The following is a 16643-nucleotide window of genomic DNA, read 5'->3' as shown; positions in this document are numbered from 1 at the left end:
ACGGAGCGCCGACGTATCGGCGCTCCGGCTTTATCCCCGAATTCTTATCCGCTTCACCGGAGTTACCCCCATGGCCCTAGCAGTGCCCCATGCCGAGGTCGCCGGCCCCACGCTCAAGCAGCGCTTGGCGCGCGCCGAGCGGATGAATCGCCTGAAGTCCCAGGCGCTGATCCTGCCGCTGGTGCTGTTTCTCGTCTTCACCTTTCTGGTGCCGATCGTGGCGCTGCTCAACCGCAGCGTGGATAACCCGGACGTGGTCGGCTCGCTGCCGCGCACCGTCGAAGCCATCGACAGCTGGGACGGCCGCGGCCTGCCCGAAGAGCCCGTCTACAAGGCGCTGACCCTGGATCTGGCCGAGGCTCGTGAACAGCAGAAGCTGGGCGACCTGTCCAAGCGCCTGAACATGGAGCTGGCCGGCTACCGCAGCCTGCTGGCGAAAACCGGCCGTGCGCTGCCGTTCGACGCCGAACCGGCTTCCTACAAGGATGCACTGGAGTCCTTCGACGAGCGCTGGGGCGACCCGGCCTACTGGCAAGTGATCCGCCGCAACAGCAGTTCCTGGACGGCCTACTACCTGCTGGCTGCCCTGGATCATCGCGTCGATGACGCCGGCGCCGTGGTCAAGACCAGCCCCGACCAGGCCATCTACCTGGACATCTTCGCCCGTACCTTCTGGATGGGCGCGGTGATCACCGCCATCTGCCTGGCGCTGGCCTATCCGCTCGCCTACCTGCTGGCCAACCTGCCGACTCGCCAGGGCAACCTGCTGATGATCATGGTGCTGCTGCCGTTCTGGACCTCGATCCTGGTGCGCGTCGCCGCCTGGATCGTGCTGTTGCAGTCCGGCGGGCTGATCAACTCGGCGCTGATCAAGATCGGCATCATCGACCAGCCGCTGGAGTTGGTGTTCAACCGCGCCGGTGTGTACATCTCCATGGTGCACATCATGCTGCCGTTCATGATCCTGCCGATCTACAGCGTGATGAAGGGCATTTCGCCAAGCTACATGCGTGCGGCAATTTCCCTGGGCTGCCACCCGTTCGCCAGCTTCTGGCGGGTGTATTTCCCGCAGACCCTGGCCGGCGTCGGCGCCGGTTGCCTGCTGGTATTCATCCTGTCCATCGGCTACTACATCACCCCGGCGCTGCTCGGCAGCCCGAGCGACCAGATGGTCAGCTACTTCGTCGCCTTTTACACCAACACCACCATCAACTGGGGCATGGCCACCGCGCTGGGCGGCTTGCTGCTGGTCGCCACGCTGCTGCTCTACGTGGTGTACAGCTGGCTGGTGGGTGCGGGTCGGTTGCGTCTGGGTTAGCAGGCGATTGAAAAACGTTAGCAGCGGCAACGCAGGTAGTTTTTCAACGACCTGCTTATGGAATGGAGATTGAGAAATGTTGAGCCCTTATATGTCTCCTGTTGAGCGCGCCTGGTACTACGGCCTGCGCCTGCTCTGCGGCCTGGTACTGCTGTTCCTGGTGCTGCCGATCCTGGTGATCGTGCCGCTGTCGTTCAACTCCGGCACCTTCCTGATCTACCCGATGCAGGGCTTCTCGATGCGCTGGTACGAGGACTTCTTCGGCTCGGCCGGCTGGATGCGGGCGCTGAAGAACAGCATGATCATCGCCCCGGCGGCGACCGTGCTGGCCATGATCCTCGGCACCCTGGCCGCTATCGGCCTGACCCGCTCGGAGTTCCGCGGCAAGGCGCTGGTGATGAGCCTGCTGATTTCGCCGATGGTGGTGCCGGTGGTGATCGTCGGTGTCGCCAGCTACCTGTTCTTCGCGCCGCTGGGCCTGGCCAACGGCTACCTGTCGCTGATCGTGGTGCACGCGGTGCTCGGCGTGCCCTTCGTGATCATCACCGTGTCGGCCACCCTGCAGGGCTTCAACTACAACCTGGTGCGTGCTGCCGCCAGCCTCGGCGCCTCGCCGATCACCGCGTTCCGCCGGGTGACCCTGCCGCTGATCGCCCCCGGGGTGATCTCCGGCGCGCTGTTCGCCTTTGCCACCTCGTTCGATGAAGTGGTGGTGACCCTGTTCCTCGCCGGGCCCGAGCAGGTCACCCTGCCACGGCAGATGTTCAGCGGCATCCGCGAAAACCTCAGCCCGACCATCGCCGCCGCAGCGACCCTGCTGATCGGCTTCTCCATCCTGCTGCTGCTGACCCTGGAATGGCTGCGCGGGCGCAGCGAGAAGCTGCGCACCCAGGTCAACGAATAAGCGCTTTCACGGCGTAGCCGTAACCGCCGCAGCCCCTCGGGTTGCGGCGGTTTTTTATCGCCGTCATCCCGGGTGGCACCAAGAATGGCTGCCGTCCAGCGAGTACACTTCCAGGTTTTCTGTCCGGTCCTGGAAAGCCCATGGATTTCGCCGATCCCAGTTTTTGCGAATTGCTCGATGCGCTGCATGACGGCGTCTATATCACCGACGCCGATGGCATCACCCTCAAGGTCAACGGTGCCTACGAACGGTTGACCGGCCTGCGCAGCGAGGATGTGGTCGGCCAGCACATGCAGGCGCTGGTCGAGCAGGGGGTGATTTCCCAGTCGGTGTCGTTGCGGGTGCTCAAGGAGGGCAGGGCGCTGTCGCTGATGCAGAGCGTCAGCCAGGGCAAGCGCCTGCTGGTCAGTGGCACGCCGATTCTCGATGCCACGGGCCAGGTGCGCTATGTGGTGAGCACGGTGCGCGACATGACCGAGCTGCTGCGTATCAAGCACGAGCGTGACGAGCTGCAGCAGCTCAAGGAGCTGCGCAGCAGCACGGCGAAGTTGCACGCCGGCCAGCGCGGCGACCTGCTCCACGCCTCGCCGGTGGCCGATCACCCGGCCTCCCGGCGCATCTTCGCCCAGGCACGGCAGGTCGCCGCCAGCGACGTGAAGGTGCTGCTGCAGGGTGAAACCGGTGTCGGCAAGACGCTGGTCGCCCAGTACATCCACAAGAGCAGCCCGCGCGCGGCCCAGCCGTTCCTGGCGCTCAATTGCGGTGCGCTGCCGGAGAACCTGATCGAGGCCGAGCTGTTCGGCTACGTGGCGGGTGCCTTCACCGGTGCCGGCAGCAAGGGCAAGCGCGGCCTGCTGGAGCTGGCGCACCATGGCACCCTGTTTCTCGACGAGATTGGCGACCTGCCGCTGGCCCTGCAGGTCAAGTTGCTCAAGGTGATCGAGGAGAGCCGCTTCATTCCGGTGGGTGGCCTGGAACTCAAGGAAGTGGACGTGCGCATCATTACCGCCACCCACCATGACCTGCGCCAGATGGTCGCCGCCGGGCGCTTTCGCGCCGACCTCTATTACCGCCTCAACGTGGTGCCCATCCATATCCCGGCCCTGCGCGAGCGGCCCGACGAGATCCAGCCGCTGCTGGACTTCTACCTGGCCGAGTTCAACGGGCGCTACAGGCGTGAGCTGGCCTGGGGGCTGGAGGCGCTGGATGCACTCACCGACTACGCCTGGCCCGGCAACATCCGCGAGCTGATCAACCTGGTCGAACGCCTGGTGGTCACCTGCACCGGTGAGGTCGTGGAGCTGTTCGACCTGCCCGAGGAGATGCGCACGCCTGCGGCGGAGGCGGGCAATCAAAGCCTGCCACTGCGCAAGCAGGTCGAGCAGCTCGAACGGCGGCTGATCCGCAAGGCGCTGGTGCAGCACAAGACCACCCGCGAGGCCGCCAAGGCCCTCGGCCTCAGCCAGGCGACCCTGGTGCAGAAGATGAAACGCTGGGAACAAGGCTGATTGGAAAATGGATCAAGCAGGCTTTTCTGATCCATTTTCCAATCGCAGCTGATCGCCTCGCGCCTGTGGCGGATCGACGCAGCCCTTGCACGGCAAGGGTTTCGCGCAACTGGCACAGGACTCGCTAAGACAGGCCCGAACCCGTCCAGTTTTTACAATGCACAAAAGGGCCTGATGATGAGTACCGCTGCCTTCAAGATCGCCAACAAGTTGCTGACCGGCCAGGGTGCCGTGGAGCAGCTGGCGCACGAACTGTCCCGCCTGAACATCCACAACCCGTTGATCGTCACCGACGCCATCCTGATCAAATCCGGCACCGTGGAACATGTGCTCAAGCAGCTCGGCGAGCGCGCCTACGGCATTTTCGATGGCGTCGAGCCGGAGCCGGAGATCGCCATCGTCGAGGCCTGCGCCAAGGTGTACCGCGACGGCGGCCACGACGGCCTGATCGGCGTGGGGGGTGGCAGCGCCATCGACATCGCCAAGGCGGTGGCCGGCTACGTTGGCCATGACGGCGCGCTGGAGACGCTATTCGGCGTCGACCAGGTCAAGCGCAAGGGCCCGCCGCTGATCGCCATCCCCACCACCGCCGGCACCGGCTCGGAAGTGACCAACGTGTCGATCCTGTCGGACAAGCAGGCACAGCTGAAAAAGGGCATCGTCAGCGACCATCTGCTGCCCGACGTGGCCCTGGTCAGCCCGCTGATGACCCTGACCTGCCCGCGTAGCGTGACTGCCGCCAGCGGCGTCGATGCCCTGGTGCATGCCGTGGAATCCTACCTGTCGGTGAACGCCTCGCCGATCACCGACGCCCTGGCCATCGGCGCCATCAAGCTGATCGCCAAGGCGTTGCCCAAGGCCTATGCCAACCCGGCCGACCTGAAGGCGCGCGAGGACATGGCCACCGCCAGCCTGATGGCAGGCATGGCCTTCGGCAACGCCGGGGTCGGCGCGGTGCACGCGCTGGCTTATCCACTGGGCGGGCGCTTCAACATCGCCCACGGCGTCAGCAACGCCCTGCTGCTGCCCTACGTGATGGCCTGGAACAAGCTGGCCTGCGTCGAGCGCATGGCCGAGATCGCCGCTGCCCTTGGCGTGCAGACCCATGGGCTGGGTGACAAGGTCGCTGCCGACCTGGCCGTCGAGGCCATGGCCGAGCTGTGCGCCAGCGTCGACATTCCCAAGGGCATGCGCAGCTTCAACGTGCCCGAAGACGCCATCCCGGCCATGGCCGAGGAGGCCAGCAAGATCGACCGGCTGATGCGCAACAACCCGCGGCGCCTGACTGCCAGCGACATCGAGCAGATCTACCGCGCCGCTTACTGAATCCGTTTCACATCCCTGACCAACAGCCCCGGCCCGCCCGGGGCTTGCTGCTTACAACTCTAATAACATTGGGTGATTCACATGTCCGAACCGCATCAACAAGACCTGGGCGTCGAAGCCCCCTACTGGCCGGTGGGGCCATTCAAGGTGCGTCTGCCTTTCATTCACTATCGCTTCGAGCTCTCCGACTACATGCAGGGCCTGCTCATGTGCGCGGTGGATCTGGCGGCGATCCCGCTGATGACCGAATTCCTCGGCATGCCATTCGAGGTGGCGCTGGCGGTGGTCATGCTCAACGGTCTGCTGTACCTGACCCACCACCTGCTTGGTGACCCGGTGGTGCCGGGCTGGATCACCCCGGCGATCCCCCTGCTGATGGCCTACTGCAGCCAGTTCCCGGAGGGCCCGGAGCGGGTGCATGCGCTGATCGCCTTCCAGTTGATGCTGGGGATATTTTCCATTGGCCTGGGCATGACCGGCATGGCGCGCAAGGTGGTGTCGCTGGTGCCCTCGGCGCTCAAGGCCGGCATCATCATGGGCGCCGGGCTCAGTGCGGTGATCACCGTGTTCAAGGAAGGCGGGCGTTTCGACGCCTTCCCCTGGACCATCTCCATTGCCGTCGGCATCGCCTTCTACCTGGTGTTCTCCCTGCACTTCCAGCAACTGAAGAAGCGCAGCCGCTTCTGGTGGAATTTCGCCAAGCTGGGCATCTTCCCGATCATCCTGCTGGCCGTGGTGGTCGCGCCGATCTTTGGTGAGGCGCCATGGCCGAGCATCGAGTGGGGCATCAGCAAGCCGGACTTCGTCACCCTTTGGAACGAATACACCGTGTTCGGTCTCGGCATGCCGCCGTTGATGATGTTCGTCACTGCCATTCCCACGGTGTTCGCCGCCTACCTGGTGGTGTTCGGCGACGTGCTGGGCGCCAGGGCGATCCTCTCCGAGGCCGACCATATCCGCAGTGACGAGAAGGTCGACTTCAACCCCAACCGTTCGCACATGATCTTTGGCGGGCGCAACGCCCTGATGAGCATCATCGGCCCGGACGTGGCCATGTGCGGCCCACAGTGGTCGGCCATGCAGGTGGTGATCACCGAACGCTTCAAGGGCGGCGCCCAGGCGATGAAGTCCATCTACGGCGGCGTCGGCTCGTTCCGCTGGGGCACCAACACCGGCCTGTTGCTGTTGCCGGTGGTCACCCTGTTGCAGCCGATTCTCGGCGTGGCACTGGCCCTGACCCTGCTGATCCAGGGCTACGTCAGCGTGCGCCTGGGGATCATGGAGGCGCGCAGCCAGCGTGACCTGGGCATCGCCGGGGTGATCGGCGCGGTGCTGGCGATCAAGGGCGCCGGCTGGGCCTTCGCCATCGGTGTCGGCCTGTGCGCGCTGATCTACGGCGCGCAGATGTTCCGCGGCGAGAACGACCAGACCTTTACCAAGGATCTGCCGCCCGGCGAGTGACCTCTGGCGCGAGCGCTTTAGCTCGGCAGTAGCCCGGCTCGAGCGCAGCGACACCCGGGAAGGCCCTGGGTATCGCTGCGCTCAACCGCAGGCTACAGCCTGCCAGGCTGAGGCATTTGCGCGCGCCGCCGTCAGGCGGCGCTGCCAGATGATGTTCGAGTCGCTACAATGCGCGCCACCGTGACCCAAGCCCTTATTAGAGGTGCGCCATGCAACCCTTCGCCATCGCCCCGTCGATCCTTTCCGCCGACTTCGCCCGCCTGGGGGAGGAAGTGGATAACGTACTCGCCGCTGGCGCCGATATCGTTCACTTCGATGTCATGGACAACCACTACGTGCCCAACCTGACCATCGGCCCGATGGTCTGCTCGGCGCTGCGCAAGTACGGCATCACCGCGCCGATCGACGCGCACCTGATGGTCAAGCCGGTGGACCGCATCATCGGTGACTTCATCGAGGCCGGCGCGTCGTACATCACCTTCCACCCGGAGGCCAGCGAGCACGTCGACCGTTCCCTGCAACTGATCAAGAGCGGCGGCGCCAAGGCCGGCCTGGTGTTCAACCCGGCCACTTCGCTGGACGTGCTCAAGTACGTGATGGACAAGGTCGACATGATCCTGTTGATGAGCGTCAACCCCGGCTTCGGCGGGCAGAAGTTCATACCCGGCACCCTCGACAAGCTGCGCGAAGCCCGCGCGCTGATCGACGCCAGCGGCCGCGAAATCCGCCTGGAAATCGACGGCGGCGTGAACGTGCAGAACATCCGCGAGATCGCCGAAGCCGGCGCCGACACCTTCGTCGCCGGCTCGGCGATCTTCAACCAGCCGGACTACAAGGCGGTGATCGACGCCATGCGCGCCGAACTGGCCCAGGTGCGTGGATGAAACCGCTGCGCGCGCTGTGCGCCGGTGAGCTGCCGCGCCTGGTGATGTTCGACCTGGACGGCACCCTGGTCGACTCGGTGCCGGACCTGGCCACCGCCGTCGACCGCATGCTGCGCGAACTGGGCCGTGAGCCCGTTGGCGTGGAGTGCGTGCGCCAGTGGGTGGGCAATGGCGCCCGCGTGCTGGTGCGCCGCGCCCTGGCCGGTGGCCTGGATCATTCGGCTGTAGGCGAGGCTGAAACCGAACAGGCGCTGGCGCGCTTTCTCGATATCTATGCCGACTGCCATGAGCTGATCACCCTGTATCCGGGCGTGCACGAACTGCTGGAAGCCCTGAGCACCGCCGCCGTCGAGCTGGCGGTGGTGACCAACAAGCCGGAGCGTTTCGTCGCGCCGCTGCTGGAGCAGGTCGGCCTGGGCGGTTATTTCCGCTGGATCATCGGCGGCGATACCCTGCCGCAGCAGAAGCCCGACCCGGCTGCGCTGCTGCAGGTGATGCGCCTGGCCGGCGTCAGCCAGGCGCAGTCGCTGTTCGTTGGCGATTCGCGCACGGACGTATTGGCGGCCCGCGCGGCTGGTGTGCCCTGCGTGGCGGTCAGCTACGGCTACAATCACGGTCGCCCGGTGGCTGAAGAAGAGCCGGCACTGGTGGTCGATAGTCTCGCCGAGCTGCTGTAGTGCGGATGGCGATACCGAGGTGACCTTGTCGGTGGACGGGTGAAGCGTCGTCCACCCTACGACTGATGAATCCTTTGCTGCGCCGTTCGGCTTTTGTGGGAGCGGATTTATCCGCGAAACTGGCGATGAAGATCGAATCCGCTCCTACAAGCCATCGCTTTGCCCCGCTTGCAGCGCTTGGCGTGTAGCTGCTACTTTGGCCGCTCTCCTTATTCCCCGCCTGTCGAGATCGTACCGTGGTGGTTAGCTGCAAACTCTGGATGAAAGTCATCAAGGCCCTGGCCCGTTGGCGCTGGCGCGCCTGACATTCTTCGCCGCTGTGCGCGGCCCGTTTGCCCCTGACCGATTTCTCACGCCACGAGGCTGATCATGATCCACGAAGAATTCCTGCGTTTGGCCGCCGAAGGCTACAACCGCATTCCGCTCGCCTGCGAAACCATCGCCGACTTCGACACGCCGCTGTCGATCTACCTGAAACTGGCTGATGCGCCCAACTCCTACCTGCTCGAGTCGGTGCAGGGCGGCGAGAAGTGGGGGCGTTACTCGATCATCGGCCTGCCGGCGCGCACCGTGCTGCGCGTGCATGGCCATGAGGTGGTGGTCAGCACCGATGGCGTCGAGGTCGAGCGCCACCAGTGTGCCGACCCGCTGGAATTCGTCGAGCAGTTCAAGGCGCGCTACAAGGTGCCGACCATCATTGGTCTGCCGCGTTTCAATGGCGGCCTGGTCGGCTACTTCGCCTACGACAGCGTGCGTTATGTCGAGCCCAAGCTGGCCGACGGGGTCAACCCCGATGCGTTGGGCACGCCGGATATCCTGCTCAACGTCTCCGATGCCGTGGTGGTGTTCGACAACCTGGCCGGCAAGATGCACGCCATCGTCCTGGCCGACCCGGCTGAGGCCGATGCCTTCGCCCGTGGCCAGCAGCAACTGCAGGACATCCTGCACAAGCTGCGTCAGCCGTTCACCCCGCGCCTGGGCGTGGACCTGAACAAACCGGCGGGCGCCGAGCCGGCGTTCCGTTCCAGCTTCAGCCGTGAGGATTACGAGCGCTCGGTCGGCGCCATCAAGGATTACATCCTGGCCGGCGACTGCATGCAGGTGGTGATTTCCCAGCGCATGTCGATCCCGTTCAAGGCCGCCCCCATCGACCTGTACCGCGCGCTGCGCTGCATCAACCCGACGCCGTACATGTACTTCTTCAACTTCGGCGACTTCCACGTGGTGGGCAGCTCGCCGGAAGTGCTGGTGCGCGTCGAGGACAACCTGGTCACCGTGCGGCCCATCGCCGGCACCCGCCCGCGCGGTGCCACCGAGGAGCAGGACCTGGCGCTGGAAGCAGACCTGCTGGCCGATGCCAAGGAAGTCGCCGAGCACCTGATGCTGATCGACCTGGGCCGCAACGACACTGGCCGCGTCTCGGAAATCGGCTCGGTGAAGCTGACCGAGAAGATGGTCATCGAGCGTTATTCCAACGTCATGCACATCGTCTCCAATGTCACTGGCGAGCTGAAAAAGGGCCTCACTTCGATGGACGCCCTGCGCGCCATCCTGCCGGCCGGCACCCTGTCCGGTGCACCGAAGATTCGCGCCATGGAGATCATCGACGAGCTGGAGCCGGTCAAGCGCGGCGTCTACGGCGGCGCGGTCGGTTACTACGCCTGGAACGGCAACATGGACACCGCGATTGCCATCCGCACCGCGGTGATCAAGGACGGCGAGCTGCACGTGCAGGCCGGCGCGGGTATCGTCGCCGACTCGGTACCGGCGCTGGAGTGGGAAGAAACCCTCAACAAGCGCCGCGCCATGTTCAGGGCCGTGGCGCTGGCGGAGCAGGGCTCGCACTGATCTGGGCAGATGTAAAAAGGGGCAGCTTAGGCTGCCCCTTTGCGTTTGGCTTCCCGGCTATTGCGGCGCTTCACCCCGGGCCGTAGGGTGGACGTCGCTTTATCCGTCCACCATGAGGTTGGCAAGGCGGTGGGTGAAAAGAGCGTCGGCTACGCGCCCCGATCCACCCTACGGCTGCCCTTTTCTGTGAGCATCAAACGCGAGATGTATCCATCCTGTGGGAGCGCGCCATGCGCGCGAAATCGCGGGCATGGCCCGCTCCCACGGGTTTAGCCCCGGTGGAGCGTAGCGATACCCGGGGCCTATCTCAGCCCTCCAGCTTGGCCAGCGCCGCTCCGGCATCCAGATAAGCCCCGGCCTGTTCGCGAATGCGCAAGGTGCCGTCCGCTGGAGCGCTGATCTGAGTCTCCATCTTCATGGCTTCCATTACGGCGATCACCTCGCCGGCTTTCACCTGGGCGCCGTCCTCCACCAGCCAGGCGTGCAGGTTGCCGGAGATCGGCGCTGCCACCAGGCCTTCTTCAGCAGCCGGTGCTGCGGTTTGAGGCGCCGCCTGGGCGCTACCTCCAAGTGGCCACAGGCCTTGCAGCAGCGCGCTTGGCAGGCCCAGCTCATGGCGCTTGCCGTCGATCTCGATAAAGGTGCGCAGCAGCGCATCGCCGGCCACCGGCAGGGTGCGCGGCGCCAGGGTGATCTGCTCGGCGAAGTCGGTCTCGATCCAGCGGGTGTGCACGGCGAAACGTTCAGGGCCGGTGAAGTCGGCGTGGTCCATCACCGCGCGGTGGAAGGGCAGTACCGAGGCGATGCCGTCGATCTGGAATTCGGCCAGGGCGCGGCGCGCGCGGGCGATGGCCTGCTCGCGGGTGGCGCCGGTGACGATCAGCTTGGCCATCATCGAGTCGAATGTACCTGGCACGCTGGAGCCGCTTTCCACACCGCTGTCCAGGCGCACGCCCGGGCCGCTCGGTGCGCGGAATTCGCTGATCTTGCCGGGGGTGGGCAGAAAGCCCTTGCCGGCATCCTCGGCGTTGATGCGGAGCTCGAAGCTGTGGCCGCGCGGCGTCGGCGTTGCGTTGAACGACAGCGGCAGGCCGTCGGCGACACGTAGCTGCTCGATCACCAGGTCGACGCCGGCGGTTTCTTCGGTCACCGGGTGCTCGACCTGCAGGCGGGTGTTCACTTCCAGGAACGACAGGGTGCCATCGGCGCTGAGCAGGTATTCCACGGTGCCGGCGCCGACATAGCCGGCCTTGGCGCAGATATCGCGGGCGGACTGATGAATGCGCTGGCGCTGTTCCTCGCTGATAAAGGGCGCCGGCGCTTCTTCCACCAGCTTCTGGTTACGGCGTTGCAGCGAGCAGTCGCGGGTGCCGACCACCACCACGGTGCCGTGGGTATCGGCGATTACCTGGGCTTCGATATGCCGCGGGCGGTCGAGGAACTGCTCGACGAAGCACTCGCCGCGGCCGAACGCAGCTTCGGCTTCACGCACCGCCGAGGCATACAGCTCGGCCACTTCGTCCATGCGCCAGGCGACCTTCATGCCGCGCCCGCCACCGCCAAAGGCGGCCTTGATGGCGATCGGCAAGCCGTGCTGCTCGGCGAAGGCTTGCACTTCGGCAGCTGTTTTCACCGGGCCCGGGGTGCCGGCCACCAGGGGCGCACCGACTTGTTGGGCGAGCTTGCGGGCTTGCACCTTGTCGCCAAGCACATCGATGGTCTCCGGGTTCGGGCCGATCCAGATCAGCCCGGCACCTTGCACGGCGCGGGCGAAGTCGGCGCGCTCGGAGAGAAAACCGTAGCCGGGGTGCACGGCATCGGCGCCGGCGCGCTTGGCGATGGCCAGCAGCTTGTCGATGTTCAGGTAGGTTTCGGCCGGGCGCTCGCCGTCCAGCCCATAGGCTTCGTCGGCGTGGCGCACGTGCAGGGCATCGATATCGGCATTGGCATACACGGCCACCGAGCCGACACCGTAATCGCGGCAGGCGCGAGCAATGCGCACGGCAATTTCACCACGGTTGGCGATCAGTACTTTTTTCATGGGATCTCTTTCGCGTCGGCAGTGGAAAGGAGGGCGTCGGGCTCGAGCTCGGCGAACGCCTCGATCGGGTTGAAGCGAATCTGCGCGTTGATGGGGATTTGCCCGGCCAGATCCAGATGGTGGCTGGCCACGGCGGCGATCACCGGGTAGCCGCCGGTCAGCGGGTGGTCGGCGAGGAACAGCACCGGCTGGCCGCTGGCGGGCACCTGGATGGCGCCCAGGGAGGTGCCTTCGCTGGGCAGCTCGTCATGGTTGCAGCGCTCCAGGGGCACCTCGCCCTCCAGGCGGATGCCGACCCGGTTGGATTGCGCGGTAACGCGCCACAGCTGGCTGCTCAGGCGTTCGATGGCCGCCTGGGTAAACCAGTCGCTGCGCGGGCCCATGACCACATCCAGGCTGATCACCTCCTTGCTAGTCTGCAGATCGAAGGCAGGCGCCTCATGCAGCGACACGCTGGCGCCGCCACTGATTTCGTCGAAACCCAGGCGGTCGCCGGCCTTGAGTGGCGGCGGGCCGACCTGGGCCAGGCTGTCGTAGGAAAGACTGCCCAGCACTGGCGCCACCTTAAAGCCGCCGCGAATCGCCAGGTAGCTGCGCAGCCCGGCCTGGGGCGCACCGAGGCTGATGCGGTCGCCGTCGTCCAGTTCGATGGGCTGGTAGTTGCCCGGCTGCCACTGCAGGCCGCTGGCAGTGGTCACGCTGATGGGCGTGTGTGCGCCAGTGACGGCGATAAGCGTGCGGCCATGGCTGACGAAGCCCAGGCCGCCGAGCACCACCTCCAGGCAGGCACAGGCCGAGTCGTTGCCTACCACGCGGTTGGCGGCGCGCAGGGCGCCACGATCCAGCGCGCCGGACATGGAAACGCCCTGGTCGGTATGGCCGCCGCGGCCCAGGTCCTGCAGCACCGTTTGCAGGCCGGGGCTGAGGATTTCCAGGTACGCACCCGTTGGCGCGGCACTGGCAGCCGCTTGCTCATGGGCAGGCAGGCCGCCGGCCGGCAGCGGGCCGGCATCCTGGAAGCGCACCTTGTAGCCGGGGCGCAGCAGGGCCGGCTCGTCACGCCCGAGATCCCACATCTGCAGCGGTGTGACGCCGATGATCTGCCAGCCACCGGGGCTGGCCTTGGGGTAGATGCCGCTGAAGTTACCGGCCAGGGCCACGGCGCCAGCGGGGATACGGGTGCGCGGGGTTTGCCGGCGCGGTACCTGAAAGTCGGCGCCGCCGGTGAGGTAGCCGAAGCCGGGAGCGAAGCCGCAGAAGGCCACTTCGTAGTCGGCGCTGGTGTGGCGGCGCACCACTTCTTCGCGGCTGATGCCGAGCAGCCCGGCCACTTCGTCGAGATCCTCGCCGTTGTAGTGCACGGGAATTTCCACGCGGCGGCTGGCGCGGCTGCTGCGTTGACTGAGGTCGCGCCGGGCGATGTCATTGATCAGCGCCTGGCGGTCGATGGCGCCGGGCCGGTACTGGATCAGCAGGGTACGGGCCGCCGGGACGATTTCCTCGACCCCGGCGATGGGCTCGGCCTGCAGCGCAGCGAACAGCGCCAGGGTATCGTCGAGATCCGCCAACTCTACCAGCAGCGCATCCAGGTTTACGGGGAGAAAACGCAAAACCGCCTCCTAGACGTGGTAGGTGCTGTCGGGCACGTCGGTGATAAACATATGGCCTGGCGAATGGGTGATCGCGAAGGGCACGCCGGAAGCCATGACCGCCGCCTGGGGTGTCACGCCGCAGGCCCAGAACACCGGTACTTCGCCGGGCTCGATGCGCACCGCGTCGCCGAAATCCGGTTTTTGCAGGTCGGCAATGCCTAGACGCTGCGGCTCGCCGATATGCACCGGGGCGCCGTGCACCGAGGGATAGCGGCCGGAAATGCCGGCCGCTTCGGCAACCCGATCGGCCGGAATCGGCCGCATCGACACCACCATCTCGCCATGCAGGCGGCCCGCCGGGCGGCAGGCACGATTGCTGCGGTACATCGGCACGTTGCAGCCGTCGGTGATATGCCGCACGTCGATGCCGGCCTCCTGCAGGGCGGTCTCGAAGGTGAAGCTGCAGCCGATCAGAAAGGTCACCATGTCCGGGTGCTCGGCCCAGGCGGCGGTGGCGTCGCTGACTTCCTCGGCCAGCTTGCCGTCACGCCAGATGCGGTACAGCGGCAGGTCGCTGCGCAGGTCGGCGCCCTCGGCCAGCACGGTGGTGGGGCTGCCGGCGTCGCTCACGTCGAGCACTGGGCAAGCTTTCGGGTTGCGCTGGGCGTAGAGCAGAAAGTCATAGGCCCAGTCGCGGGGCAGGGCGATCAGGTTGGCCTGGGTCATGCCCGGCGCGATGCCGGCGGTGGGCGCGATGCGGCCGTTGCGGTATTCGGCGCGGGCCTGGCGGGCGGCGGCAATGGCGGCCTGTTGGGCGCGTTGGATGGCATTCATCGGGAGGCTCCAGCGAAGGCTTGCAGGGACACGCTGGATCGTTCCAGCAACTGGCGCACTTCGCGGGCCATCTGGATGGCACCGGGGCTGTCGCCGTGCACGCAGATCGAATCGGCTTCGATGCGGGTGACGCTGCCGTCGATGGCTTCGACCTCGCCGCTCTGCACCAGGCGCAGCATGCGCTGGGCCACCTGTTCGGCGTCGTGCAGCACGGCGCCTGGCTCGCGGCGCGACACCAGGGTGCCTTGCGGCGTGTAGGCGCGGTCGGCGAAGGCTTCGGCGATGCAGGTCAGGCCTTCGCCACGGGCCAGTTCGATCAGTGGCGAGCCGGCCAGGGCGACCAGCACCAACTTCGAGTCGACGGCGCGGATCGCCTCGATCACCGCCAGGGCCTGGCGGGTGTCGTGGGCGATGGTGTTGTACAGCGCACCGTGGGGTTTGACGTAGCGCACCGAAGTGCCGGCGGCGGTGGCCAGGGCCTGCAGGGCGCCGATCTGGTAGATCACGTCGGCGCTCAGCTCGTCGCTGGCGATATCCATGTTGCGGCGGCCAAAGCCGACCAGATCCGGGTAGGCGACGTGGGCGCCGATGGTCACGCCCTTGGCCGCGGCGGCCTTGAGGGTGCGCAGGATGCCGGCCGGGTCGCCGGCGTGGAAGCCACAGGCGACGTTGGCGCTGGTGACGATGTCGAGCATCGCGGCATCGTCGCCCATGGACCATTGGCCGAAGCTTTCGCCCAGGTCGCTGTTGAGGTCGATGGTTGGCATGTCGGGTCTCCTAGAGTCAGGCGATAAAGGCGAAGATCGGGCCGACCGATTTGGCCGCCATGTACCAGGTCAGCGCGCAGGTGATGGCGCCGAGGGCCAGCAACCAGCGCGGATAGTGGTAGCCGCCCATCAGGTCGCTGCGGCACCAGCCCACGTACACGAAGATGCTCAGGCCGATGGGCAGGATCAAACCGTTGAAGCCGCCGGCGAACAGCAGCAGGGCTGCCGGCGCGGTGCCCAGGGCCAGATAGATGCTCAGCGACACGGCAATGAACGCCACCGTGGCGTGGTTGCGGCCGCGTTCGCTGATGGCGGGCATGAAGGCGGTGATGAACGACATCGAGGTGTAGGCCGCACCGATCACGCTGGTGATGGCGGCAGCCCAGAGCACCAGGCCGAAGGTGCGCAGGCCGAGCTCGCCGGCGGCGGCCTGGAACGCCTGGGCCGCCGGGTTGGCGCCTTGGCCTGAGGTGTCGATGACCACCCCGCTGGCGGCCACGCCGAGGATGGCCAGGAACAGCACATAGCGCATCACCCCGGTCACCGCGATGCCGCTGAGTGCCGCCTTGGTGACCTCCTTGATGTGCTCCTCGCCGACCAGGCCGCGATCCAGCAGGCGGTGTGCACCGGCATAGGTGATGTAGCCGCCCACGGTGCCGCCGACGATGGTGGTGATGGTGGCGAAGTTGATCGTATCCGGCCAGACGGTCTGGCGCAGTGCCTCGCCCAGGGGAGGGTTGGAGGCGAAGGCGACGAACAGGGTGAGCAGGATCATCAGCAGGCCGAGCACCACGATCAGCCGGTCGATGGCGATACCGGCGCGCTTGGACAGGAAGATGCCGATGGCCACCAGGGCGCTGAGTGCGCCGCCCCATTTCGGATCCAGGCCCATCAGCGCATTGAGGCCCAGGCCGGCACCGGCGATGTTGCCGACGTTGAACACCAGGCCGCCGAAGATCACCAGCAGGGCGAGCAGGTAGCCGCTACCGGGAATCGCCGCGTTGGCGATGTCCGAGGCGCGCATGCGGGTCAGGGTGACAATGCGCCAGACGTTCAGCTGCACCACGAAGTCGATGAGGATCGAGGCGAGAATGCCGAACGCGAAGGCCGCGCCCATGGTGGCCGTGAAGGTGGCGGTCTGGGTGATGAAGCCGGGACCGATGGCCGAGGTGGCCATCAGGAAGATGGCCGCGATCAATGATGAGCGGCGTGAGCGGGCGAAGTCGGCGGTGGTCTGGGCCTGCATGGAACACTCCTGGGGCGAAGTAACGGGTGCAGGGTGTAAGGCAATCAACATGCCACGTAACCATGAAATGGCTTGATATGTTGATTCTAGATGGCTTTATTGTTCAACAATATAATTTGCATTGATGATCTATTTGCACTGTTTTGTTACTTCGATACCCAGGGTTGATTCACCATGGTGCGCTCGGTGACAGCTCGACCCCTTGCCTGCAGCGCGCTGCTCGGTAACCATCGGGGC

General features: G+C 65.9%; 13 protein-coding genes. 8 read left to right on the top strand and 5 right to left on the bottom strand.

Annotated elements, in window-relative coordinates:
- Window positions 1–70 precede the first annotated feature (70 nt).
- The 8 genes from QYS36_RS21790 to trpE all read left to right on the top strand — a co-directional run bounded on the left by QYS36_RS21790 (window position 71) and on the right by trpE (window position 9926).
- Window positions 71–1318, top strand: coding sequence for an ABC transporter permease (locus QYS36_RS21790; protein ID WP_308841463.1), 1248 nt, complete (start codon window positions 71–73; stop codon window positions 1316–1318).
- 76 nt (window positions 1319–1394) lie between these two features.
- Entirely contained in the window at window positions 1395–2222 is an 828-nt protein-coding gene (locus QYS36_RS21785) for an ABC transporter permease (protein WP_308841462.1), read from the top strand.
- A 140-nt stretch (window positions 2223–2362) separates the two neighbouring features.
- Complete coding sequence (locus tag QYS36_RS21780) at window positions 2363–3730, top strand: sigma 54-interacting transcriptional regulator (protein ID WP_308841461.1); 1368 nt, start codon at window positions 2363–2365, stop codon at window positions 3728–3730.
- Window positions 3731–3907: 177 nt separating this feature from the next.
- The gene (locus tag QYS36_RS21775) at window positions 3908–5056 is read left to right on the top strand and encodes an iron-containing alcohol dehydrogenase (RefSeq protein WP_308841817.1); all 1149 of its coding nucleotides are present in this window, start codon (window positions 3908–3910) and stop codon (window positions 5054–5056) included.
- Between the two features lie 81 nt (window positions 5057–5137).
- On the top strand, window positions 5138–6517 hold the full coding sequence (locus QYS36_RS21770; RefSeq protein WP_308841460.1) for a hypothetical protein: 1380 nt from the start codon (window positions 5138–5140) through the stop codon (window positions 6515–6517).
- Window positions 6518–6726: 209 nt separating this feature from the next.
- The gene (gene rpe / locus QYS36_RS21765; protein ID WP_308841459.1) at window positions 6727–7401 is read left to right on the top strand and encodes a ribulose-phosphate 3-epimerase; all 675 of its coding nucleotides are present in this window, start codon (window positions 6727–6729) and stop codon (window positions 7399–7401) included.
- On the top strand, window positions 7398–8078 hold the full coding sequence (locus QYS36_RS21760) for a phosphoglycolate phosphatase (protein WP_308841458.1): 681 nt from the start codon (window positions 7398–7400) through the stop codon (window positions 8076–8078). The genes rpe and QYS36_RS21760 overlap by 4 nt, the downstream gene beginning before the upstream one ends.
- Window positions 8079–8447: 369 nt before the next feature.
- Window positions 8448–9926 carry an anthranilate synthase component I gene (gene trpE, locus QYS36_RS21750; RefSeq protein ID WP_308841457.1) on the top strand — a complete coding sequence of 493 codons (1479 nt, stop codon included), beginning with the start codon at window positions 8448–8450 and terminating at the stop codon, window positions 9924–9926.
- A gap of 307 nt (window positions 9927–10233) precedes the next feature.
- Here trpE and QYS36_RS21745 read toward each other — a convergent pair whose 3' ends face one another.
- From QYS36_RS21745 to QYS36_RS21725, 5 genes are read right to left on the bottom strand one after another with little or no spacing between them, the layout of a single operon-like run.
- Entirely contained in the window at window positions 10234–11967 is a 1734-nt protein-coding gene (locus tag QYS36_RS21745) for a biotin carboxylase N-terminal domain-containing protein (protein WP_308841456.1), read from the bottom strand.
- Window positions 11964–13577 (bottom strand): 5-oxoprolinase/urea amidolyase family protein, encoded by a 1614-nt coding sequence (locus tag QYS36_RS21740; protein WP_308841455.1) that lies wholly within the window; start codon window positions 13575–13577, stop codon window positions 11964–11966. The genes QYS36_RS21745 and QYS36_RS21740 overlap by 4 nt, the downstream gene beginning before the upstream one ends.
- Before the next feature lie 9 nt (window positions 13578–13586).
- Window positions 13587–14393, bottom strand: a complete 807-nt coding sequence (locus QYS36_RS21735; RefSeq protein WP_308841454.1) for a putative hydro-lyase — start codon at window positions 14391–14393, stop codon at window positions 13587–13589.
- On the bottom strand, window positions 14390–15160 hold the full coding sequence (locus QYS36_RS21730) for a 5-oxoprolinase subunit PxpA (RefSeq protein WP_308841453.1): 771 nt from the start codon (window positions 15158–15160) through the stop codon (window positions 14390–14392). Before QYS36_RS21730 ends, QYS36_RS21735 begins: the two co-directional genes overlap by 4 nt.
- Window positions 15161–15176: 16 nt before the next feature.
- On the bottom strand, window positions 15177–16406 hold the full coding sequence (locus QYS36_RS21725) for a divalent metal cation transporter (RefSeq protein ID WP_308841452.1): 1230 nt from the start codon (window positions 16404–16406) through the stop codon (window positions 15177–15179).
- Window positions 16407–16643: the final 237 nt, after the last annotated feature.

Source organism: Pseudomonas sp. G34 (assembly GCF_031119625.1).
In the GTDB taxonomy this organism is placed as follows: domain Bacteria; phylum Pseudomonadota; class Gammaproteobacteria; order Pseudomonadales; family Pseudomonadaceae; genus Aquipseudomonas.
The sequence above is the reverse complement of the archived record's forward strand: the minus strand, read 5'-3'. Positions and strand labels throughout refer to the sequence as shown.